Source organism: Streptomyces sp. NPDC054783 (genome assembly GCF_053611725.1).
Genome location: NZ_JBSHAY010000017.1, coordinates 161,789 through 182,845, shown reverse-complemented (window position 1 = coordinate 182,845; position 21,057 = coordinate 161,789). Strand labels below are relative to the sequence as shown.

General features: G+C 70.6%; 24 protein-coding genes, 1 tRNA gene and 1 riboswitch. Of the genes, 11 read left to right on the top strand and 14 right to left on the bottom strand.

The window, feature by feature from the left end:
* Nucleotides 1–58: 58 nt before the first annotated feature.
* From ACWGJ5_RS27845 to ACWGJ5_RS27835, 3 genes are all read left to right on the top strand, one after another.
* Nucleotides 59–292: a glucose PTS transporter subunit EIIB gene (locus tag ACWGJ5_RS27845; protein ID WP_069780600.1), complete on the top strand. Its 234-nt coding sequence runs from the start codon at nucleotides 59–61 to the stop codon at nucleotides 290–292.
* 78 nt (nucleotides 293–370) lie between these two features.
* Nucleotides 371–1,108, top strand: coding sequence for a ribonuclease PH (gene rph, locus ACWGJ5_RS27840; RefSeq protein ID WP_453312404.1), 738 nt, complete (start codon nucleotides 371–373; stop codon nucleotides 1,106–1,108).
* 118 nt (nucleotides 1,109–1,226) lie between these two features.
* The gene (locus ACWGJ5_RS27835) at nucleotides 1,227–1,625 is read left to right on the top strand and encodes a hypothetical protein (protein ID WP_453312403.1); all 399 of its coding nucleotides are present in this window, start codon (nucleotides 1,227–1,229) and stop codon (nucleotides 1,623–1,625) included.
* Between the two features lie 9 nt (nucleotides 1,626–1,634).
* Here the strand turns inward: ACWGJ5_RS27835 and ACWGJ5_RS27830 are convergent, their stop codons facing one another.
* Genes ACWGJ5_RS27830 through ACWGJ5_RS27815 form a run of 4 tightly spaced genes read right to left on the bottom strand, consistent with a single transcriptional unit; the run spans nucleotide 1,635 to nucleotide 4,972 of the window.
* A complete protein-coding gene (locus ACWGJ5_RS27830) occupies nucleotides 1,635–2,369 on the bottom strand; it encodes a DUF1707 SHOCT-like domain-containing protein (protein ID WP_453312402.1) in 735 nt (244 codons plus the stop codon).
* Nucleotides 2,370–2,378: 9 nt separating this feature from the next.
* Nucleotides 2,379–3,347, bottom strand: a complete 969-nt coding sequence (locus ACWGJ5_RS27825; protein ID WP_453312401.1) for an ABC transporter ATP-binding protein — start codon at nucleotides 3,345–3,347, stop codon at nucleotides 2,379–2,381.
* Between the two features lie 4 nt (nucleotides 3,348–3,351).
* Entirely contained in the window at nucleotides 3,352–4,128 is a 777-nt protein-coding gene (locus ACWGJ5_RS27820; RefSeq protein WP_453312415.1) for an ABC transporter permease, read from the bottom strand.
* Between the two features lie 43 nt (nucleotides 4,129–4,171).
* Nucleotides 4,172–4,972, bottom strand: a complete 801-nt coding sequence (locus ACWGJ5_RS27815; protein WP_453312400.1) for an ABC transporter permease — start codon at nucleotides 4,970–4,972, stop codon at nucleotides 4,172–4,174.
* A 789-nt stretch (nucleotides 4,973–5,761) separates the two neighbouring features.
* Here ACWGJ5_RS27815 and ACWGJ5_RS27810 point away from each other — a divergent pair.
* Nucleotides 5,762–8,773: a transglycosylase domain-containing protein gene (locus ACWGJ5_RS27810; RefSeq protein WP_453312399.1), complete on the top strand. Its 3,012-nt coding sequence runs from the start codon at nucleotides 5,762–5,764 to the stop codon at nucleotides 8,771–8,773.
* 25 nt (nucleotides 8,774–8,798) lie between these two features.
* Here ACWGJ5_RS27810 and sugE read toward each other — a convergent pair whose 3' ends face one another.
* From sugE to ACWGJ5_RS27795, 3 genes are all read right to left on the bottom strand, one after another.
* Nucleotides 8,799–9,119, bottom strand: a complete 321-nt coding sequence (sugE, locus tag ACWGJ5_RS27805; protein ID WP_361470461.1) for a quaternary ammonium compound efflux SMR transporter SugE — start codon at nucleotides 9,117–9,119, stop codon at nucleotides 8,799–8,801.
* Nucleotides 9,120–9,152: 33 nt separating this feature from the next.
* Nucleotides 9,153–9,231: riboswitch (guanidine-III (ykkC-III) riboswitch) on the bottom strand.
* Between the two features lie 52 nt (nucleotides 9,232–9,283).
* Nucleotides 9,284–9,643, bottom strand: coding sequence for a GroES family chaperonin (locus tag ACWGJ5_RS27800; RefSeq protein ID WP_031159553.1), 360 nt, complete (start codon nucleotides 9,641–9,643; stop codon nucleotides 9,284–9,286).
* A 43-nt stretch (nucleotides 9,644–9,686) separates the two neighbouring features.
* Nucleotides 9,687–10,016, bottom strand: a complete 330-nt coding sequence (locus tag ACWGJ5_RS27795) for a DUF3618 domain-containing protein (RefSeq protein WP_453312398.1) — start codon at nucleotides 10,014–10,016, stop codon at nucleotides 9,687–9,689.
* Nucleotides 10,017–10,109: 93 nt separating this feature from the next.
* On the opposite strand from ACWGJ5_RS27795, the gene bcp reads away from it, so the two are divergent.
* The 4 genes from bcp to ACWGJ5_RS27775 all read left to right on the top strand — a co-directional run bounded on the left by bcp (nucleotide 10,110) and on the right by ACWGJ5_RS27775 (nucleotide 12,127).
* Complete coding sequence (gene bcp / locus ACWGJ5_RS27790) at nucleotides 10,110–10,577, top strand: thioredoxin-dependent thiol peroxidase (protein WP_453312397.1); 468 nt, start codon at nucleotides 10,110–10,112, stop codon at nucleotides 10,575–10,577.
* Nucleotides 10,578–10,716: 139 nt separating this feature from the next.
* Complete coding sequence (locus ACWGJ5_RS27785; protein ID WP_453312396.1) at nucleotides 10,717–11,373, top strand: HNH endonuclease signature motif containing protein; 657 nt, start codon at nucleotides 10,717–10,719, stop codon at nucleotides 11,371–11,373.
* The gene (locus ACWGJ5_RS27780) at nucleotides 11,370–12,080 is read left to right on the top strand and encodes an HNH endonuclease (RefSeq protein ID WP_453312395.1); all 711 of its coding nucleotides are present in this window, start codon (nucleotides 11,370–11,372) and stop codon (nucleotides 12,078–12,080) included. The genes ACWGJ5_RS27785 and ACWGJ5_RS27780 overlap by 4 nt, the downstream gene beginning before the upstream one ends.
* Nucleotides 12,045–12,127, top strand: a tRNA-Leu gene (locus ACWGJ5_RS27775). The genes ACWGJ5_RS27780 and ACWGJ5_RS27775 overlap by 36 nt, the downstream gene beginning before the upstream one ends.
* Nucleotides 12,128–12,166: 39 nt before the next feature.
* Here ACWGJ5_RS27775 and rdgB read toward each other — a convergent pair.
* Nucleotides 12,167–12,769, bottom strand: coding sequence for an RdgB/HAM1 family non-canonical purine NTP pyrophosphatase (rdgB, locus tag ACWGJ5_RS27770; protein WP_453312394.1), 603 nt, complete (start codon nucleotides 12,767–12,769; stop codon nucleotides 12,167–12,169).
* Between the two features lie 45 nt (nucleotides 12,770–12,814).
* Nucleotides 12,815–14,149: an SGNH/GDSL hydrolase family protein gene (locus ACWGJ5_RS27765; protein ID WP_453312393.1), complete on the bottom strand. Its 1,335-nt coding sequence runs from the start codon at nucleotides 14,147–14,149 to the stop codon at nucleotides 12,815–12,817.
* A 222-nt stretch (nucleotides 14,150–14,371) separates the two neighbouring features.
* Here ACWGJ5_RS27765 and ACWGJ5_RS27760 point away from each other — a divergent pair, with 222 nt between their 5' ends.
* On the top strand, nucleotides 14,372–15,688 hold the full coding sequence (locus ACWGJ5_RS27760) for a DUF445 domain-containing protein (protein ID WP_453312392.1): 1,317 nt from the start codon (nucleotides 14,372–14,374) through the stop codon (nucleotides 15,686–15,688).
* 110 nt (nucleotides 15,689–15,798) lie between these two features.
* Nucleotides 15,799–17,301, top strand: a complete 1,503-nt coding sequence (locus tag ACWGJ5_RS27755) for an MFS transporter (RefSeq protein ID WP_453312391.1) — start codon at nucleotides 15,799–15,801, stop codon at nucleotides 17,299–17,301.
* Between the two features lie 13 nt (nucleotides 17,302–17,314).
* Here ACWGJ5_RS27755 and ACWGJ5_RS27750 read toward each other — a convergent pair whose 3' ends face one another.
* Nucleotides 17,315–17,794: a hypothetical protein gene (locus tag ACWGJ5_RS27750; protein ID WP_453312390.1), complete on the bottom strand. Its 480-nt coding sequence runs from the start codon at nucleotides 17,792–17,794 to the stop codon at nucleotides 17,315–17,317.
* Between the two features lie 152 nt (nucleotides 17,795–17,946).
* Between ACWGJ5_RS27750 and ACWGJ5_RS27745 the strand changes: the two genes are divergently transcribed.
* Entirely contained in the window at nucleotides 17,947–18,900 is a 954-nt protein-coding gene (locus tag ACWGJ5_RS27745) for a GlxA family transcriptional regulator (RefSeq protein WP_453312389.1), read from the top strand.
* A gap of 34 nt (nucleotides 18,901–18,934) precedes the next feature.
* Here ACWGJ5_RS27745 and ACWGJ5_RS27740 read toward each other — a convergent pair whose 3' ends face one another.
* From ACWGJ5_RS27740 to ACWGJ5_RS27725, 4 genes are all read right to left on the bottom strand, one after another.
* The gene (locus tag ACWGJ5_RS27740) at nucleotides 18,935–19,237 is read right to left on the bottom strand and encodes a hypothetical protein (RefSeq protein WP_228621889.1); all 303 of its coding nucleotides are present in this window, start codon (nucleotides 19,235–19,237) and stop codon (nucleotides 18,935–18,937) included.
* A 408-nt stretch (nucleotides 19,238–19,645) separates the two neighbouring features.
* Nucleotides 19,646–19,927, bottom strand: coding sequence for a hypothetical protein (locus tag ACWGJ5_RS27735; RefSeq protein WP_453312388.1), 282 nt, complete (start codon nucleotides 19,925–19,927; stop codon nucleotides 19,646–19,648).
* A gap of 350 nt (nucleotides 19,928–20,277) precedes the next feature.
* The gene (locus ACWGJ5_RS27730; RefSeq protein WP_453312387.1) at nucleotides 20,278–20,745 is read right to left on the bottom strand and encodes a hypothetical protein; all 468 of its coding nucleotides are present in this window, start codon (nucleotides 20,743–20,745) and stop codon (nucleotides 20,278–20,280) included.
* Between the two features lie 79 nt (nucleotides 20,746–20,824).
* A complete protein-coding gene (locus tag ACWGJ5_RS27725; protein WP_453312386.1) occupies nucleotides 20,825–21,049 on the bottom strand; it encodes a DUF397 domain-containing protein in 225 nt (74 codons plus the stop codon).
* Nucleotides 21,050–21,057 lie beyond the last annotated feature (8 nt).

Below are 21,057 nucleotides of genomic sequence, written 5' to 3'. Positions count from 1 at the left end.
CCAACTGTGGGTTACTGCGACATAGCGGTTCGGATCAGGGAATTCAGGGAGACAGGACATGGCCAGCAAGGCTGAGAAGATCGTCGCCGGCCTCGGCGGTATCGACAACATCGAGGAGATCGAGGGCTGCATCACCCGGCTGCGCACCGAGGTGTCCGACCCCTCCCTGGTCGACGAGACCGCCCTGAAGGCCGCCGGCGCCCACGGCGTCGTCAAGATGGGCACCGCCATCCAGGTCGTCATCGGCACCGACGCCGACCCGATCGCCGCGGAGATCGAAGACATGATGTGAGCCCGGCGGCTCACCTCCGAAGGGGCGCTTCCCGATGCGGGAGGAGCCCCTTCCACAGGTACGGCTAGGCTCCTTGCCATGTCTCGCATCGACGGCCGTACCCCCCAACAGCTCCGCCCGGTCACCATCGAACGCGGCTGGAGCAAGCACGCCGAGGGCTCCGTCCTCGTCTCCTTCGGCGACACCAAGGTGTTCTGCACCGCCTCCGTGACCGAGGGCGTCCCGCGCTGGCGCAAGGGCAGCGGCGAGGGCTGGGTCACCGCGGAGTACGCCATGCTGCCCCGCGCCACCAACACCCGCGGCGACCGCGAGTCCGTCAAGGGCAAGATCGGCGGCCGTACGCACGAGATCTCCCGGCTCATCGGCCGCTCCCTGCGCGCCGTCATCGACTACAAGGCGCTCGGCGAGAACACCATCGTCCTCGACTGCGACGTCCTCCAGGCCGACGGCGGCACCCGCACCGCGGCGATCACCGGCGCCTACGTCGCCCTCGCCGACGCCGTCGGCTGGGCCCAGGGCAAGAAGCTGATCAAGGCCGGCCGGCAGCCGCTGACCGGCACCGTCTCCGCCGTCTCCGTCGGCATCGTCGGCGGCGTCCCCCTCCTCGACCTCTGCTACGAGGAGGACGTGCGCGCCGAGACCGACATGAACGTCGTCTGCACCGGCGACGGCCGCTTCGTCGAGGTCCAGGGCACCGCAGAGGCCGAGCCCTTCGCCCGCGACGAACTGGGCGCCCTGCTCGACCTCGCCGTCGCCGGCTGCGCCGAGCTCACCGCCCACCAGCGCGCGGCCCTCGAAGCCACGCTCGCGAAGTAAAGGACGGGCCAAAAGATAAGGAGGGCGCGCGGGCAACCCGCGCGCCCTCCTCGGCGTCCTAGGGGTACGGCAGCCTTACCGGGCCACAGGGGCCCTGCCAGGGGAGGGGAACACCACCATGGACGTCCGTCCACGCCGACGCCGTCTCGCCGCCGTCGCCGCCGTGGCGCTCGCCGCGCTCACCACCGGCCTCACCACCGGCTGCGACGCCGTGAACAAGGCCCTGGACTGCGTGCAGACCGCCGACTCCATCGCCGACAGCGTCACCGACCTCCAGCAGGCGGTGGAGAACGCGGCCAACGACCCCACCCAGGCCGGCACATCCCTCGACTCCATCGAGAAGAACCTCGACAAGATCGGCGACAAGACCGACAACGCCGACGTCAACAAGGCCGTCGACGACCTGAGGAAAGCCGTGGGGAACGTGCGTACGGCCATCAAGAACGGCGACAAGACCCCGGACGTGAGCCCGGTCACCGACGCGGCCGGCGAACTGACCAAGGTCTGCACGAAGTGACCCAGGGGCTCAGTACCCCCGACGCCGCTCCCGCTCCTCACGCCGGGCCTGGTGCAGCTCCTGCCGGGCCTCCCTGCGCTCCAGCTTCTCCTGGCGCCGCTGCTCCTTCAGCAGTTGCTGCTCCGCGCGGGTGAGCTTGCGGGTCACGTCCACCCCGCCCCAGAACGCAAGGCCCCCGATGACCACCCGCGGGGCGCCCGGCTCGGGCGGGCCGTCCTCGCGGGGATGGTCGAAGCCGCCCATGATGCCGATGCCGCGCACGACGACCTCGACCCCCGGCGGCACGACGACCTGCACACCGCCCATGATCGCCACACAGTTGATCTCGACCTCGCGGTCCGCGAAGTCCGCCTCCCGCAGGTCGATCTCGCCCCCACCCCAGAACGCGAAGCAGTTGAACCGCTTCGGCACCGTCCAGCGGCCCTTGCGCTGAAAGCCCGACATGATGGCCACCGCACCCGTCGAGGACCCCTCGCCCCCGACGATCCGCCGGGCCCAACTCCCGCTCCGCGCCGGTTCCTTGGTGAAGGAGACCGGGGCGGGCGCCGGTGCGCCGGAGGCCGGGAGGTCGCGGGTGATCGGTGTCAGCTCGCCGTACGTACGCGCCTTGTACGTCGCCTCCAGCCGTTCCTCGAACTCCGCCATGTCGAGGCGGCCCTCGGCCAGAGCGTCCCGCAGGACCTCGGCGACCCGCTCACGGTCGCTGTCGGACGCCCGGAGGTCCGGACTTGCGTCGTCGGTCATGACAGAAGCCTACGAGACCGCCTTCTCCGCGTACATCTTGGCGATGACCGCCTCGATGTCCGGCTCCCGCACCGACAGGTCCACCAGCGGGTACTCCGCGGCGAGACGGGCGACGAGCGGCGCGGCCGACTGCCCCGCCGGGAACGCCAGCCACTGCCGCGGCCCCTCCACCCGCACCACGCGCGCCGACGGCACCTCGACCGGCGGCAGCTCCCGCTCCAGGTCCACCACCAGCGTCCGCTCGCTCTCCCCGGCCTCGTGCAGCCCCGCGAGCGGACCGTCGTACATCAGCCGGCCGTGGTCGATCACCATCACCCGCGAGCACAACTGCTCGATGTCCTGCAGGTCGTGCGTGGTCAGCAGCACGGTCGTGCCCTGCTCGGCATTCAACTCCCGCAGGAAACCGCGGACTTTCGCCTTCGACACGACATCCAGTCCGATCGTCGGCTCGTCCAGGTACAGCACCTCCGGGTCGTGCAGCAGGGCCGCCGCGATGTCCCCCCGCATCCGCTGCCCGAGCGACAGCTGCCGTACCGGCACGTCCAACAGGGCGCCCAGCTCCAGCAGTTCCACGCACCGGTCCAGGTTCTCGCGGTAACGCGCGTCCGGGATCCGGTACATGCGGTGCGCCAGCCGGTAGGAGTCGATCAGCGGCAGGTCCCACCACAGGGTCGTACGCTGCCCGAACACCACCCCGATCCGGTGCGCCAGGCGCCGCCGCTCCCGCGACGGATCGATGCCCGCCACCCGCAGCCTGCCCGCGCTCGGCGTCAGAATCCCGGTCAGCATCTTGATCGTGGTCGACTTCCCGGCGCCGTTCGGCCCGATGTACCCGACCATCTCCCCGCGCGCCACCGCGAACGAGAGCGAGTCCACCGCCCGCACCTCGCGCCGCTCCCGCTTCAGGAACCCGGTCTTCCTGCGCACCTCGAAGACCTTCTCGACCTTCTCCAGTGAGATGAAACCGCTGTCCGTCACCGCGTCAGCTCCCTGTGCTCCGATACGAACGAAGTCCCGCCCGCCAGGCCAGCCCCGCCAGCGCGCAGCACCCCACCGCCACCAGCGGCGGTGCGAACGCCAGCCACTCGGGCAGCCCCAGCGGATACGGCCGCCCCAGCACATAGGTCGCGGGCAGCCAGTTGACGAAGGCCAGCGGCAGCACGAACGTCACCCCGCGCACCAGCTCCTTCGCGAACACCGTCGGCGGATACTGCAGCAGCGTCGTACCGCCGTAGGTGAAGGCGTTCTGCACCTCCGAGGCGTCCGACGCCAGGAACTGGAAGGCCGCCCCCGCCACGAACACCGCGCAGAAGATCCCGCAGCCGCTCACCACCATCACCGGCATCAGCAGCAGCTTCAGCGGCGTCCAGTCGATGTCCAGCCGCGCCACCGCCCAGGTGAGCACCAGCAGGCCCTGCACCACCCGGCCCAGCCTGCGCAGGGCGAACTGGTCGGCCGCCACCTGCGCCAGCACCGGCGCCGGCCGCACCAGCAGCGTGTCCAGCGTGCCGTCGCGCACCCGCCGCCCCAGCCGCTCCATCGAGCCGATCACCAGGTCGGCAAGACCGAAGGCCGTACCGGACAGCCCGTACAGGAAGGCCACCTCGGGCAGCGACCAGCCGCCGAGCGCGTCCACCCGCGAGAACATCAGCATGATCCCGACGAAGTCGAGGAGGGTCGCCGAGAAGTTGCCGACCGTGGTCATCACGAACGAGGCGCGGTAGGCCATCGTCGACCTGATCCACATCCCGGCGATCATCAGATAGGCCCGCACCCCCTCCCGCACCCGGCCGGTGCCGGTCTCACCCACCCTGGACCACCACCCTGCGCGTCGCCGCCGACTGCACCAGCCGCCCGGCACCCAGCAGCACCACCGCCCACGCCCCCTGGAACACGTACGTGCCCAGCGGGTCCGCATGCCCCAGCAGGATCTGGGCCGGCGCCTGCAGCAGCGAGGACCACGGCAGCGCCCGTACGACCTCGCCGAGCGCCCCCGGGAAGATGTTCAGCGGCAGCAGCATGCCCGAGCAGAAGAAGCCGACGAGCCACGACATCTGCGCCACACCCGTACCGTCCAGGAACCAGAACGTGCTGAGCGCCACCAGGTACCGGAGGCCGAACCCGACGATCATCGCCAGCAGTACGGCGACGAGGAAGGCGACCCAGGTGCCCAGGTCCGTCGGCAGGTACACCGGGAAGCACAGGGCACCGAAGACGAAGGGCACCAGCCCCCGCCCCAGCAACTGGAAGAACGCCCGGCCCAGGTCCGTCGCCAGCCACCACAGCTGCAGGTCGGCGGGCCGGTACAGGTCGATCGCCACGTCCCCCGTACGGATGCGTTCCATCAACTCGTTCTCGACGCCCCCGCCGCCGATCGCGAGCGTCGACAGGAACGCCTGCCCCAGCCAGACATACGTCACGACCTGCGACTGATCCCATCCGCCGAGGTGCGGCCGCTCGTCCCACAGCGCCCGATACGTATAGACGAGGATCAGCCCGAAGACGGTGTTCGTGAACACCCCTGCCGCAGTGGCGGCCCGATACGTCGCGTACCGTCTGAATCCCCCCGCCGCGACGGCCACGTACAACCGTCCCGCGCCCACGCCAGTCCACCTCCCGGGACCGCTCGACACCGAAGCGCAGGAGCTTAGCCCCGGGCCCGGCGACCGGCCACGCAATTTCGTGCCCGAAGCGTGCTGGAATCCGGGAACGGAACGCCAGGTGCGAGAGTCTTCAAACTGGGGGCGCAGAAGAGCGTACGAGGCGTACGGGAACGTACGACGAAACAGGAGTCCGTGCACGACATGAGCGACGAGCCGCAGCCGCAGCAGCCGACCGAAGGCGTGCCGCCGAGAAAGCCGCTGCCGGCTGAAGGCCGCGGCGACCCGGGGGGCCACGAGGAGACGGCCGCCGCCCCGGACAAGGGGACGAGGAACGCAGCCGACGGGAAGGGGCCGAGAGAGCCCGGCGCACCCCGGTCAGGGAAGGCCGAGGGCTCCGATGCCGGTGACGGTTCGGCGCCCCGGAAGCCCTCGGACGAGGCACCCGCGCCCCAGGACCGCACGGCCTCCATCGCCCGCGCCCGCCAGGCAGCCCGGGATGCCCACACGGACCAGACCGGCCCGACGGCACCCGGCGGCGAGTCGCCCTCGGGCAGCGCTTCGGCCTCGGGCAGGGCTTCGGCCTCCCGGGGCGCGTCGGCCTCTGGGGGTGCCTCGCCCTCGGGCGCTGCTTCGGCCTCGCGTGGGGCGTCGGCTCCTGATGACGTCTCGCCCTCCGGCGGTGCTTCGGCCGCTGGTGGTGCCTCTGCCTCTGGTGGGGCTACCGGCTCTGGTGGTGCTACGGGCTCTGGGGGTGCCTCGCCCTCCCGCGGTGCTTCCGCCTCCCGCGGCGTGTCGGCCTCCGGTGACGCGTCGGTCTCGGGTGCCGCATCGGCGTCCGGGCGTGAAACATCCGACAAACGCGATGCTTCCGTCAATCAGAGTGTTTCCGACAAGGGGGAAATTTTCGGCAAGTCGGGCACCTCGGAGAAGCCGCACGTCCCCGGAGCCCGCGCGCCCAAGGAGCCGCAGTCGGCGGAGAGCACTCAGGTCCTCCGGCGTATCACCCCGCCCCGGGGACCCCAGGCATCCTCCGAGGAACCCGGCAAGCCCGCCGAGCAGGCCCAGGCGCCCGAGACCACGCAGGTGCTCCGGCGGGTCAGCGCGCCCCGCGCCGGTGAGCCCGGCGGTCCCGCCGAGGCGGCCTCCCCGGCGACGAAGCCGGCCGCCACGGGCCGCACGTCCCACACGACCGGCTCCCGACCCGCCGGCCCCGGCCGACCCGCCCGGACAGCCGGTGCCGCCGCCGGTGCTGCCGCCGCCGGTGCCGCCGCTCACGCCTCCCCGGCAGGTGCCGCGGGCGCGGTGGGCGCGGTGGGCGCGGTGGGCGCCGCCACCCCCGGCCCCCGTACCGGCCCCGGGGCAAAGACCCCCCGGCAGACCCCCGGCGCAACCCCCGACCAGGCCACCACCGCCCTCGCCGCCTCCCCGGACGGCCAGGCCCCCGCAGGGACCGGCAAGGGCACGAAGCCGAAGCGGCCCAAGCGGACCGGATGGCGGCGGATCATCCCGACCTGGCGCATGGTGCTCGGCACCTTCGTCATCGGCGTCATGCTGCTCGTCGGCCTCTTCTTCCTCGGCTACTCGATGGTCAACATCCCGCCGGCCAACGCCCTCGCCACCAAGCAGGCCAACGTCTACCTCTACGCCGACGGCTCCCAGCTGGCCCGCGACGGCCAGATCAACCGGGAGAACGTCAGCCTCGCCCAGGTCTCCAAGGACGCCCAGCACGCCGTACTGGCCGCCGAGGACCGCGACTTCTACACCGAGTCGGCCATCGACCCCAAGGCGATGATCCGCGCCGCCTGGAACACGGCGACCGGCAAGGGCAAGCAGTCCGGCTCGACGATCACCCAGCAGTACGTGAAGAACTACTACCTGGGCCAGGAGCAGACGGTCACCCGCAAGGCCAAGGAGTTCTTCATCTCGATCAAGCTGGACCGCAACAAGTCCAAGGACGAGATCCTCGAGGGCTACCTCAACACCAGCTACTTCGGCCGCAACGCCTACGGCATCCAGTCCGCCGCCCAGGCCTACTACGGCGTGGACGCCCAGAACCTCGACCCGGCCCGCGCCGCCTACCTCGCCGCGCTCGTCAACGCGCCCAGCGAGTACGACGTCGTCGCCCACCCCGAGAACAAGGCGGCAGCCGTCGCCCGCTGGAACTACGTCCTGGACGGCATGGTCAAGAAGGGCTGGCTCAGCCAGTCCGAGCGCGCCGGGATGAAGTTCCCGATGCCGAAGGAGCAGACCGTCTCCACGGGCATGTCCGGCCAGCGCGGCTACCTCGTCGAGGCGGTCAAGCACTACCTGACCACCAACAACATCCTCACCGACGACCAGCTCGCGACCGGCGGCTACCGCATCACCACCACCATCCAGAAGAACAGGCAGAACGCCTTCGTCAAGGCGGTCAACGACCAGCTGATCGCCAAGCTGGACAAGAAGAACAACAAGGTGGACAGGTACGTCCGCGCGGGCGGCGCCTCCGTCGACCCGAAGACCGGCAAGGTCGTCGCCATGTACGGCGGCATCGACTACGTGAAGCAGTACACCAACGGCGCGACCCGCGGTGACTTCCAGGTCGGCTCCACCTTCAAGCCCTTCGTCTTCACCTCGGCGGTGCAGAACGCCTCGAGCACCCAGGACGGCCGCACCATCACCCCGAACACCATGTACGACGGCACCAACGAGCGGCTCGTCGAAGGCTGGAACGGCGCGCCCTACAGCCCGCAGAACGAGGACCAGAAGTCGTACGGCCAGATCACCGTCACCAAGGCGACCGACCTGTCCGTGAACGCCGTCTACGCGCAGATGGCCGCCGACGTCGGCCCGTCCAAGGTCAAGCAGACCGCGATCGACCTCGGTGTCCCCTCCGACACCCCGGACCTGTACCCGTCCCCGTCCATCGCCCTCGGCACCGCCACCGCCAGCGTGCTGGACATGGCGGAGTCCTACGCGACGCTCGCCAACCACGGCCAGCACGGCACGTACACCATGATCGAGAAGATCACCAAGGACGGCACGGACACGGTCAAGCTGCCCCAGCAGCCCGTCAAGCAGGCCGTCACCCGCGAGGCCGCCGACACCACCACCTCCGTCCTGCAGAGCGTGGTCGACAACGGCACCGCCACCGCCGCACAGGCCGCGGGCCGCCCGGCGGCCGGCAAGACCGGTACCGCCGAGAACGACACCGCCGCCTGGTTCGCCGGTTACACCCCGGACCTGGCCACGGTGGTCTCGGTCATGGGCCAGGACCCGGTGACGGCCAAGCACATGCCGCTGTACGGCGCCCTCGGCCAGCCCCGTATGAACGGCGGCGGCCCGCCCACCCAGATCTGGGCCCAGTACACGGCGGACGCGCTGAAGAACAAGCCGTCCTCCGACTTCGACCTCCAGCTGGAGCCGGGCGCCGACCAGCCGCAGCCGCCCAGCGCCACCGGCTCGGCCCCTCCGGGCACCACCGTCGGCCAGAACAACGGCGGCACCACCGGCACCCCCACCGGCGGCCCGACCACCAGCCCGACCACCGGCGGCACCACCGGCACCCCCACCACCGGCGGCCCGACCACCACCGGCGGCACCGGCACCACCGGCGGCGGCACCACGACCGGCGGTGGTACGACCACGACCGGCGGTGGTACGACCACGGGCGGCGGCACCGACGGCGGCGGCACGACCGGCGGTACGACCACCGGCGGCGGCACGAACGGCGGCGGCACGACCACCGGCGGCGGCACCGACGGCGGCGGCGGTACGACAGGCACGGCCGCCGGCGCCGGAGGCGGCGACCCAGCCATCTGACCCTCGGTGACGCCCCGTTGACGTGTCAGTGACCGCTGGTCGCCTTCAGCCCCACCACGGCGACCAGCAGCAGACACACGAAGAAGATCCGGGCGGCGGTGACCGGCTCACCCAGCACCACCATGCCGAGCACCGCCGCACCGGCCGCTCCGATGCCCACCCACACGCCGTACGCGGTACCGATGGGCAGGGACTTCGCGGCGTACGACAGCAGAACCATGCTCGCGACGATCCCCGCGCCGGTGAACACGCTGGGCACCAGCCGGGTGAAGCCCTCGCTGTACTTCATCCCGATCGACCAGCCCACCTCCAGCAGACCGGCGACGACAAGCAGAACCCAGGCCATGACAGGCACCTCCGGAAGGAATCTCTGAACGGGGGTGCGTCGTCTTTGCCTGAGGTCGGGGATCCCGGTACGGCGCGTCTCGTCGGGCTGACGCCTTCGAACATAGCAAAGGAACGACAAAGGGGCCGGTGACCACGGTCACCGGCCCCTCTACCGGAACGGACTCAGAGATACAGACCGGTGGAGTCCTCCGACCCCTCGAAACGGTCCGCGGCCACGGCGTGCAGATCCCGCTCGCGCATGAGCACGTACGCCACACCCCGCACCTCGACCTCGGCCCGGTCCTCCGGATCGAACAGAACCCGGTCACCCGGCTCCACGGTCCGTACGTTCTGCCCGACCGCGACAACCTCGGCCCAGGCCAGCCGCCGCCCGACCGCCGCGGTGGCGGGAATCAGAATGCCGCCCCCCGACCGCCGCTCGCCCTCACCGGTCTCCTGCTTGACCAGAACCCGGTCGTGCAGCATCCGGATGGGAAGCTTGTCGTGATGGGGGGTGCTGTGCTGGTTTCTGTTGGCGCTCACGCCTCGAACCTACCTGTCTTCGCCACGCCGGGCTGCGCCCGGGTCAGCCCTTGCGCCGCCTGCTGCCCACGGCAAGCAGCCCCACCACGCCGACGGCCAGCAGCGCGACGGGCACCACCCGCGCCAGCCGCACCCCGCCCTCTTCATCGACGAACTGCGCGCGCACCTCACTCACCACCCGGTTGACCTGCACGTACGCCCGCCCGACCGTGTGATCGATATTGGCGACGACCTTGGCCCTGGCGTCCCCGATGATCGTCTGCGGATGCACCCGCACCCCGATCTCGTCGAGCGTCTCGGCCAGCACTTCGCGGCGGCGCTTGATGTCCGCCTCGATCTGCGCCGGGGTTCTGGTGTCCGACGTGTCCGCCACCGTACGGCCTCCGAAGTCTCCTGATGCTGTCCCGGACAGTCTGTCAGCTTCTCCTCCCGGCGCACCGCAAGGCCCCCCGGTTACCCTGGCCCGATGAGCGAGCGACTCCAGCCGGGGGACGTGGCCCCCGCCTTCACCCTCCCCGATGCCGACGGCAACGAGGTCTCCCTGTCCTCCCACAAGGGCCGCAAGGTCATCGTCTACTTCTACCCGGCCGCCCTGACCCCCGGCTGCACCAAGCAGGCCTGCGACTTCACCGACAACCTGGACGTCCTGGCCTCCGCCGGCTACGACGTGCTCGGCATCAGCCCCGACGCCCCGGAGAAGCTGGCGAAGTTCCGCGAGAAGGAGTCCCTGAAGGTCAGGCTGCTGGCCGACCCGGAGAAGACGGTCACCGAGGCCTACGGCGCGTACGGCGAGAAGAAGAACTACGGCAAGACGTACATGGGCGTCATCCGCTCCACGATCGTCGTGGACGAGGAGGGCAAGGTCGAACGAGCCCTCTACAACGTCCGCGCCACGGGCCACGTGGCCAAGATCATCAAGGATCTGGGGATCTGAGGATCCCTTTCAGCTGCTGGCGGCCCGCACCGGAATGACCTGGTGCGGGCCGCTTCCTCTATTCCGTGCGTGACTGTCCGATAACCGGTTCGTTACTCCGTACGGGCAGCGAACGCACGCCCGGAACGGAGGGGGCTCGATGGGGGCCAGTGCATACACGAGGGAGCGGCTGGAGCAAGCGGCTCGCGGGGCGCGGACGTTGTCGGAGGCGCTGGAGAGGTTGGGGGTGGATCCGAGGAGTTCGACGCGGCGGTATGTCTGGGAGCGGATGAAGAAGCTCGGGGTGGATACGTCGCACTTCGAGCGGGAGGGGGTGAGGTGGACGCGGGAGGTGCTTGAGCGGGCGGTCGCGGCATCGACCAACATGTGCGAGGTGCTGCGCCATCTCGGCCTGGAGGTCGTCGGCGGCCACCACACGCACATCAGCCGCAGGATCAAGGCGTACGGGATCGACACCTCGCACTTCCAGGTGCCGACCCAGAGAGGGAAACCCTGGCGCGCCCGAACGCCGGAGGGCCTGCTCGTCGAGCAACCTGTCGGCCAGGCCCGGCGTGTCCCGAGCGACCGGCTCAAGTGGGCGATGACGTCCGTCGGCTTGCCGGAGCGCTGTGCCCGATGCGGTACAGAGCCGGTGTGCCGGGGCCGCCCGCTCCCTCTGGAGATCGATCACATCGACGGCAACTGGCGTGGCAACCGCATCGAGAACCTTCGGTTCCTCTGCCCCAACTGCCATTCGACCACGGACAATTACCGGGGGCGCGGCAAGGGCCGTGCCCAGGGTGGCGGCGCCGTATGAGCAGCGGCGCGCAGTACACGCGCGAGCGGTTGGCCGAGGCCGCCGAGCGGTGTGCGAGCCTCGACGAGGTCATCGCTTTCTTCGGCACCAGCCCCTACGGCAAGCTGCGCCGATACCTCGTGCGGCGGTTCGCGTACTTCGGTATCGACATCTCGCACTTCTCCGACTCCGGCAGGCCCGGCCGCCCCGCGCCCGAGGAACTGTGCGCAGCGGTCGCCGAGTCGGTCTCCATCGCAGAGACGTTGCGCCGTCTTGGGCGCCCGGATACCGGCACGCAGCGTGCGCTGCTGCGTGAGTGGGTCGCCGAGGGGGACGTCTCGACCGCGCACTTCCTGGGGCAGGCGCACCAACGAGGCAAGACCCAGACAGACCGCGCTAAGCGCCCCGAGCATGTCCTGGTCAAGCACGACGGTCGGCGTCGGACACGAACCCATCTGCTGCGCCGAGCGCTCCACGAGGTAGGTGTACCGGAGCAATGCGCCGAGTGCAGCGTTGGCCCCGAGTGGCTCGGGCGGCCCATGACACTGGAAGTCGATCACATCAGCGGCGACTGGAGCGACGACCGGCGCGAGAACTTGCGACTGCTCTGCCCCAATTGCCACGCAGTCACCAGTACATGGTGCAGAGGCGGGAGCCGAAGCCGTACGCATCCCGGTAGCATGGGCGGTCACGCGGCCGTTGCTGAATGGTATAAGCAGAGGTTTTAGGTGCCTCGGGGCATTTGCCCATGTGGGTTCGACTCCCATCGGCCGCACGCGCAGAGGGGCCGTCCTTGGACGGCCCCTCCCGTGTGTCAGCCCAACAACTCCCGAACCACCGGCACCAGCGCCCGGAACGCCTTCCCCCGGTGGCTGATCGCGTTCTTCTCCTCGGGGCTCAGCTCGGCGCAGGTCCGCGTCTCGCCCTCCGGCTGGAGGATCGGGTCGTAGCCGAAGCCGTTGGTGCCGACGGGCGCATGCCGGAGCACACCCCTCAGCCGGCCCTCGACCACCCGCTCGCGCCCGTCCGGCAGTGCCAGGGCCGCCGCGCACGCGAAGTGGGCCCCCCGGTGTTCGTCCGTGATGTCGGCGAGCTGGGCCAGGAGCAGGTCCAGGTTGGCCTTGTCGTCGCCGTGGCGGCCGGACCAGCGGGCGGAGAAGATGCCGGGGGCGCCGCCGAGGACGTCGACGCAGAGGCCGGAGTCGTCGGCGACCGCGGGCAGGCCGGTGGCCTGGGCGAGGGCGTGGGCCTTGAGCAGGGCGTTCTCGGCGAAGGTGACGCCTGTTTCCTTGACGTCGGGGACGTCGGGGCAGGCGTCGGCGCCCACCAGCTCGTGGGGGAGTCCGGCCTCGGCGAGGATGGCCCTCAGCTCGGTGATCTTTCCGGCGTTGCGGGTGGCGAGGATCAAGCGGGTCATGCCAGTCAGTATCCCGGTCATCCCGTCGGTGTTCCTCGCCCGTACCTACAGCTCCGTCTGCCCCGCGCCCCTGAGCGTGTTCAGGTCGAAGACGCCGGCCATCCTGGCGAAGCCCAGGTCGCTGGGGTGCAGGTGGTCGCCGGAGTCGTAGTCGGGGCGCAGGCGGCGGGGGTCGTACGGGTCGCGGAGGGCCTTGTCGAAGTCGATGACCGCGTCGTAGACCCCGCCTGCCCGGATTTCGGCGTTGACCTGCCGGCGTACCGCCTCGCGGGCCGGGGTCCAGCCGCGGTGGCCCCGGTAGGGCATGAGCGTGGCGCCGACGACTTTCAGGCCGCGGGAGTGGGCCTCGCGGACGAGGGTGCGCAGGCCGGTGATGATCTTGTTGGGGTCGGCGAGGCGGGGGTTGCGGAGGATGTCGTTGACGCCGAGGTCGATGACGACGGCCTTGACGTTCGGGTGCGTGAGGGCGTCGCGGCCGAAGCGGCCGAGGCCGCTCTGGTTCTCGGCGGGCCGGCCGAGTCCGTCGGCGAGGACCTGGTTGCCGCTGATGCCCTCGTTGACGACGCTGTAGCGGGGTACCTGCCGTCCGCCTTCGAGTGCGGTGCGCAGCCGGCCGGCGAGGATGTCGGGCCAGCGGTGGTTGGCGCCGACGGTGGAGGTGACGCCGTCGGTGATGGAGTCGCCGAAGACGACGACGGTGCCGTCGGTTTCGTTGCTGAGGACGTCGAGGGTCGTCAGGTACCGCCAGTGCGGGGTCTGTTGGGTGTAGGGAGTGCCGGTCGCGTCCTCGGTGGCGTCGCCGTCGGCGACGTAGGAGATCTGCCGGGCGTGCGGGTGGTAGGTGACCGGGCCGGAGGGGGTGGGGGAGTAGGTGGTGACGAGGACGTCGCTGTCGTGGGGGACGGTGAGGCGTACGGCGTCGCTGACGATCTGTTCGCCGGCGGGTATGACCACGCTGGTGGCGCCGTTGAAGGTGAGGCGGCGCATCGAGTCCGGGTCGGCCGCGGCGGTGCCGTCTCCGGCGGAGAGCGCGAGGGAGGCGTGGGTGATGGTCAGCGGCTCGTGGCCGTAGAGGTTGGAGAGCGTGATCCGGGCGCTGGTGCCGCCGGTGCTGGTGTGGACGATGTTGCGTACGGAGCGGCCCGCGAGGCCTCCGGTCTCGGTGCCGGGTTCGCCGCCCACCGGGGAGGCGGACCAGGCGCCGACCCAGGTGCCGGTGGAGGCGGGGGCGACGGAGGAGCCGTGGTGGGGGCGGTCGTCGGTGAGGGCGCCGCGCGGGGTGCCGCCGTCGGCCGCCACGGTGAGGTAGATGGCGGCGGACACGGCTGCGACCAGTGCGATGAGCGCGCTGAGTACGGCATAGCCATGACGCTTGGTCACGCTTGTGTTGTTCTCCTCGGGGATGGGAGCCCGAGGCTCCGATCTTGATGAGCCCATGATGCGGCATGGGGTGGGGAGAGCTGTCAGGGCCCTGCCCAAACCCCCTTTCTTACAGACGCCGGGAACTCTTGTTCCGTTCCGGGAGTCGGTCAGGAAGGGACAATTGTGTGCGGGATCACCGAACGGGATCACCGAGCGGGTGGAGCTGAACGGGTGGAGCCGATGGAACCGACCGAGACGGAAGCAGCGCCGGCGCGGGGTGTGTCGTACAAGACGATGACGGCCTTCACCCCGGCCGACGAGGAGCGCCGGCGCGGGGTGCGGCGCATGAAGGTCACGGCGACCTGCCTGCTGTTGTTCGTGGCGGTGGTCTACGTCCTGGCCAGGCTCGCCTCGCACGAGGGCGCCGGGCCGTGGGCGGGCTATGTGGCGGCGGCCGCCGAGGCCGGCATGGTGGGCGCGCTCGCCGACTGGTTCGCGGTGACCGCGCTCTTCCGGCATCCGCTGGGGCTGCCCATTCCGCACACGGCGATCATTCCGACGAAGAAGGATCAGCTGGGTGTTTCGCTGGGTGAGTTCGTCGGCGAGAACTTCCTGTCCGAGGACGTCGTACGGCAGCGGCTGCGCGCGGTGGGTATCGGCAGTCGGCTCGGGGCGTGGCTGGCGGAGCCGGAGCATGCGGACCGGGTGACGGCGGAGCTGGCGACGGCGCTGCGGGGTGCGCTGACCGTGTTGCGGGACTCCGATGTGCAGGCGGTCGTGGGTGAGGCGATCACCCGGCGGGCGAACGCGCAGGAGATCGCCCCGGGTATCGGCAAGATGCTGGAGAAGGTCGTGGCCGACGGCGGGCACCGGCGGGCGGTGGACCTGGTGGTGGCACGGGCGCACGACTGGCTGGTGCTGCACCGGGACGATGTGATGGTGGCGGTGGAGGGGGGCGCGCCGGGCTGGACGCCGCGGTTCGTGGACCGGAAGGTCGGCGAGCGGGTCTACAAGGAGCTGTTGCGGTTCGTCACCGAGACGCGGGACATGCCCTCCCATCCGGCGCGTGGCGCGCTGGACCGTTTCCTCACCGACTTCGCCTCCGATCTGCAGTCCGACACGGACACCCGGGCGCGGGTGGAGCGGCTCAAGGGGGAGGTGCTGGGCCGGGGCGAGGTGCAGGATCTGATCGCGTCGGCCTGGACGGCCGTACGGTCGATGGTGGTGGCGGCGGCGGAGGACGAGCGGAGCGAGCTGCGGATGCGGGTGCGGCGCGCGCTTTTGTCGCTGGGGACGCGGATGGCGACCGAGCCGAAGGTGCAGGGGAAGGTGGACAGCTGGGTGGAGGGTGCGGCGGTGCACGTGGTGACGACGTACCGCGCGGAGATCACCTCGCTGATCACGGACACGGTGGCGGGCTGGGACGCCGAGCACACCACCCGGAAGATCGAGGCGCACATCGGCCGCGACCTGCAGTTCATCCGGATCAACGGCACGGTGGTGGGCTCGCTGGCGGGACTGCTGATCTATACGGTGACGCGCACGCTCGGTGCCTGAGCCTGAGCCTGAGCCTGAGCCGGGCCGGTTCCGAGTGGTTGCGCCGGTCGGGGGCACCCGTGATGCCGTCCCCGCCCGTGCGGGGTACGTCCTTCGACGAGAGGGAGCCCATGAGCGCAGCAGCCGAGGCGCCGTCGCCGCAGACGGGCCGCACGATCATCACCGACGTCCCCGCCCGGCTGGACCGTCTGCCCTGGTCCCGCTGGCACTGGACGATCGTGATCGGCCTGGGGACGGTCTGGATCCTCGACGGTCTGGAGGTCACGGTCGTCGGCAACATCGCCGGCCGGCTGGCCGAGCCGGGCAGCGGGGTGTCGATCACCTCGGGCCAGATCACCGGCACCGCCGCCGCGCTGTATGTGGCCGGCGCCTGTTCGGGGGCCCTCTTCTGGGGCCGCCTGACCGACCGCTTCGGCCGCAAGAGGCTCTTCATGATCACCCTGGCGGTGTACCTGGCGGCGACGGCCCTCACCGCCGTCTCCTGGGAGGCCTGGTGGTTCTTCCTGTTCCGCTTTCTGACCGGTTTCGGCATCGGCGGTGAGTACGCGGCGATCAACTCGGCGATCGACGAGCTGATCCCGGCCGCCCACCGCGGCAGGGTGGACCTGATCATCAACGGCAGCTTCTGGCTGGGCGCGGTGGGCGGTTCGCTGCTCTCGATCGTGGCGCTCGACACGGACCTGCTGGCCAGGAACGTCGGCTGGCGCCTGACCTTCGCCCTCGGAGCCGTACTGGCCCTGGTCATCCTCCTGGTACGGCGGCACGTCCCGGAGAGCCCGCGCTGGCTGCTGATCCACGGCAGGGACCGGGAGGCGGAGGAGATCGTCCGTGGCATCGAGCGGCAGGTCGAGCAGGAGAAGGGCGAGCCGCTGCCCGAGCCGCGGGGCGCGGCGTTGGAGATCCACCAGCGCAGGAGCGTGACCTTCCTGGAGATCGCCCGCACGGTCTTCGGTCACTACCGCAGGCGGGCCGTCCTCGGCTTCTCCCTCTTCATCGGCCAGGCGTTCCTGTACAACGCGATCACCTTCGGCTTCGGCGCGATCCTGACCAGGTTCTTCGACGTGCCCTCCGGCCACACCGGCTACTACTTCGCGGTGATCGCGGTCGGCAACTTCTTCGGCCCGCTGCTGCTGGGCAGGCTGTTCGACACGGTGGGCCGGCGGGTGATGATCTCCTCGACGTACCTGCTGTCGGGCCTGCTCCTGTTCGGCACGGCGTGGCTGTTCGACCAGGGCTCGCTGAGCGCGGGCACGCTGACGGCCTGCTGGTGCGCGGTCCTGTTCTTCGCCTCGGCGGGCGCCTCCAGCGCGTACCTGACGGTGTCCGAGGTCTTCCCGATGGAGACGCGGGCGATGTCCATCGCGTTCTTCTACGCCCTCGGCACGGCGGCCGGCGGCATCAGCGGCCCCCTGCTGTTCGCCGACCTCACCGGCACGGGCAAGGTCGGCGACACGGTGCTGGCCTTCTCGATCGGCGCGGCGCTGATGTGCGCGGCGGGCCTGGTCGCCGCCGTCCTGGCCGTACGGGCGGAGCGCCGCTCCCTGGAGGACATCGCCCGCCCGCTGACGGCGGTGGCGAGCCGGGTCGCGCCGAGTACGCCGAGTGCGCCGTAAGGGCGTGGGGTCGTCAGGCCCCCGTCGTGGAGCCGGGCCGCACGATCATCAGTACGGTCACGGTGGCCCACAGCAGGTTGAACACCCCGGTGTACATGGCGAGTTGCGCGGGATTGGTGCCCCTGCCCTCCACCACCGCGCCCTGAGCGGGAAGCACCAGCGCGGCCAGGACGACGGCGGCGAGCGCGGTCAGCACGATCGACGTGATCAGCCAGCCGCTCCCGAGCACGCCCATCTCGCTCGCGGTGGCGAACCCGAAGACCGGCACGACGACGCCGACGAGGGCGTAGACCCGGCAGATGCCGTGCAGCAGGCGCAGCGTGCCGGTGACATCAGGAGTGCTGCCGGCTCCGGGAGCGCCGGTGGCATCGGGAGTGCCGGGCACGGCGAGGGCCCGGCGCGCGGCGGGCGGGAACATGCTGGCGGCGACGGTCACGGGGCCTACGGCGACGATGGCGGCGAGGACGTGGACGGCGAGGAGGAACTTGGTCACGCGGTGACGGTAGGCGGCGTCCGGATCCTGCAGAAGCGGCGGAAGTGCCATGGACCAACGGATTCCCGCCACGCGGACAGCACGGAGCAACCGCTGTTAAGACGCTGACGGGCGCCGCTGGCGGCAATCCGGCGTAGGCGTACGATCCCGCCATGCACACCGTGGCCGTACTGGCGCTGGACGGAGTCATCCCCTTCGACCTCTCCGCCCCCATCGACACCTTCGGCTGGGCGCGGCTGCCCGACGGCCGGGTGCCGTACCGGGTGCGGGTGTGCTCGGTGCGGGGGGAGGTGAGCGCGGGGGCCTTCACGGTGCGGGCGCCGTACGGCCTTCAGGCGCTGGCGGAGGCGGACACGATCATCCTGCCGGGCGTGGCGGAACCCCCGGAGGAGCTGCCGCCGGGCGTGACCGAGGCGCTGCGCGCGGCGGCCGCGAACGGCACCCGGATCGCCTCGATCTGCGTGGGCGCGTTCCTCTTCGCGGCGACGGGCCTGCTGGACGGCCTGCGCGCGACCACGCACTGGTGCGCGGCGGGGGACCTGGCGGCGCGGCACCCGGGGGTGACGGTCGACCCGAACGTCCTGTACGTCGACAACGGCCAGTTCCTGACGTCGGCGGGCGCGGCGGCGGCGCTGGACATGTGCCTGCACATGATCCGCAAGGACTTCGGCTCGGCGATCGCCGCGCACGCGGCGCGGATGTCGGTGATGCCGCTGGAACGGGAGGGCGGCCAGGCCCAGTTCATCGTCCACGACCTGCCCCCGGCGCCGTCGGGGGCCACCTTGGAGCCGCTGCTGCACTGGCTGGAGGACCACTGCGACCGCGACATGACGGTGGACGAGATCGCGGCCCGGGCGGGCATGAGCACCCGCACCCTCAACCGCCGCTTCCGCGAGCAGACCGGCACGACGCCGTTGCAGTGGCTGCACCGGGCGCGGGTACGGCGGGCACAGCATCTGCTGGAGACGACGCCGTACCCGGTGGAGCGGATCGCCACGCAGACGGGCTTCGGGTCGCCGACGGCCTTCCGGGAGCGGTTCCGGAGGGTGGTGGGGACGAGCCCGCAGGCGTACCGGAGGGCGTTCAGGGCGGGGGAGCGGGCGTAGCCGTAGGCGGGGCCGGGACCGTACCCATGTCTCTCTAGGCCTTGCGGTCGGCGACGGCCCAGGAGGCGAGGGCGACGGCACCGGCGACACCAAGGACGGACGGCCAGGCGCCGACCTTCTTCGCGAGCGGGTGCGACCCGGCGAACGCGGCGACGTAGGCGGCGCTCAGCGCACCGGCGGCCTTCCCGCCGGCCTGCTTTCGCCACTGCTGAGCGGCGGTGACCCCGGCGACGGCCAGCACGGCTCCACCGAGCTGCCGCTTCTTGGTCCATCGGGCCACGCCATACCCACCGACAAGTCCGGTAGCGGCCACGACTGCACTGGGAACCCTCGCCACAACTGCCTCCTCTTTCTCCGCTTTTTCTGCTCTTTTGCGTGATGCCTGGGCCTGAGGCTAACGCGCAGCCGAACGCGCTCTCCCAACCTGAGTCGGATCTTGTCAAGTCTCCGGCGGAAGGTGCACGACTGAAGCCCCCCACGGAACTCGCCGTCGTCGTGGGGGGCTTGGTCGGGTGCTCTGCTTTTCACGGGGATGCGGGTGTCTGCGGCACCCGCGGGTCAGCGCGGCTCACCATGAACTGCAGAGCGCCGTGACGAACACGGTCGGGGCGTGGCGACCTCGCACGCATCCACACGTTGCGAGGTCGCCACGCATCTCCCGTGCCGTCGGCGGGCGAGCCGGCCGGCCCACCGGAAGCTGGCCGGCCGCCGCTTACCGCCGTCAGGGGGGTACCGAACCGCCCTCTTAGAAGGCGCTGTTGCTGCAGCCCATCGTCGACCCGATGTGGGTGTCCTGCGCGCCCGGGTCGCCCTCACCGTTGAGCGCGTTGCCCAGCACGCCGTTGAGGATCCCGACCTCACCGAGGACGTCGAGGTTGAGGTCGTGCGACTTGCAGTTGGAGCTCTGCAGGACGCTGCTGCCCCCGCCGCCACCGCCCTCGCCGCCGGCGTAGGCGGTGCCAGAGGCCAGAAGCCCGACGCTCCCGAGAGCGGCGACCAGGACGGCAGCCTTGTGAAGCTTGTGCATTTCATCTCCATCGCGTGTGGTGGATACGATCTGTGGCAGATCGACTTCCGTCAGTGACGGAGATTAGTGTGCAAATCCTCCAAAGCGGACAGCGACGCGCCGGTTGATGAGCGCGTAGCGTAACCGACTCAGCACGGACCGGCATCCCGGGGTCCCGACCGGACCCCCGCTTCCCCAAGCCGCGCCCTTGAGCTGACCACCCGTCACGTCCCCTGCCACCAGGTGCGACGCACACCGAGCCGCCCACCCCGGGCACCCAACGCGCCCAACCTGACGCCTCACCCACCCGGGGCTCCGCTTTCCCGCGGCCCTACGGCAGCGTGCCGCGAGCGACACGTTCGACACGGTGATCACCCAACGGGGCAGGTCAGCTCGGGCTTGGACCGGTTCGGAGAACAGGCCACCACGGCAAGCGACAGGTACGAGGGACGCTCGAGGTAGAACCCGAGCGATATGTCACCGCCCGAACTCAGCTTCCCAAAGGCAGAATTGATCAGCTCAGCGAGATCGAGGAGGTCGCGCTCGCGGTCAGAGGCGAACCGGCCCGCATACGCGGCCACGCGCGCCCCCATCCAGGCGGCGGCGTCCTTCGCCTCACCCCACGTGCCACGAACCAGGGAACGCGGTTTGACGAGCCAGTACGCCGTCTCCAACGGAGGAAGATCCACGGTCGGGAACTCCGCCGCAACCTCCCGATAGCGCTGGATCAGCTCGGGCTTGCTGCCGGCCGGCGGCGGCTCGGGATGCGGAGGCCGGCGGAGGGCCTCCTGATCGAAACGTTCTTTCGTCCCGACCCATAGATAGCCGTGGTAGTGCACCAGTGGTTCCCCGTAGACGTGAACGGCCGAGAGTGACCGGCCCCGGACTCACGCAGAACCCGGGACCGGTCGGGGGAGATCAGACGGACAGCCCGAACCGAGCCGGATCGATACCGGCCACGGCCAACTCCTCCGTCGTGAACCGCAACGGCTCCACATCGGGCCGCTTGCTGTCACCCAGGGCCCAGGCGTCGTCGCCGATCCGGGCGAGCGTCACGCAACCCTCAGTACAGGGACCTCCGCAGGCCTTCACGAAGGAGGCCCCGCTGATGTCGAGCCCATACAGCTTGTTTCCGTCCAGCATCACTGCAC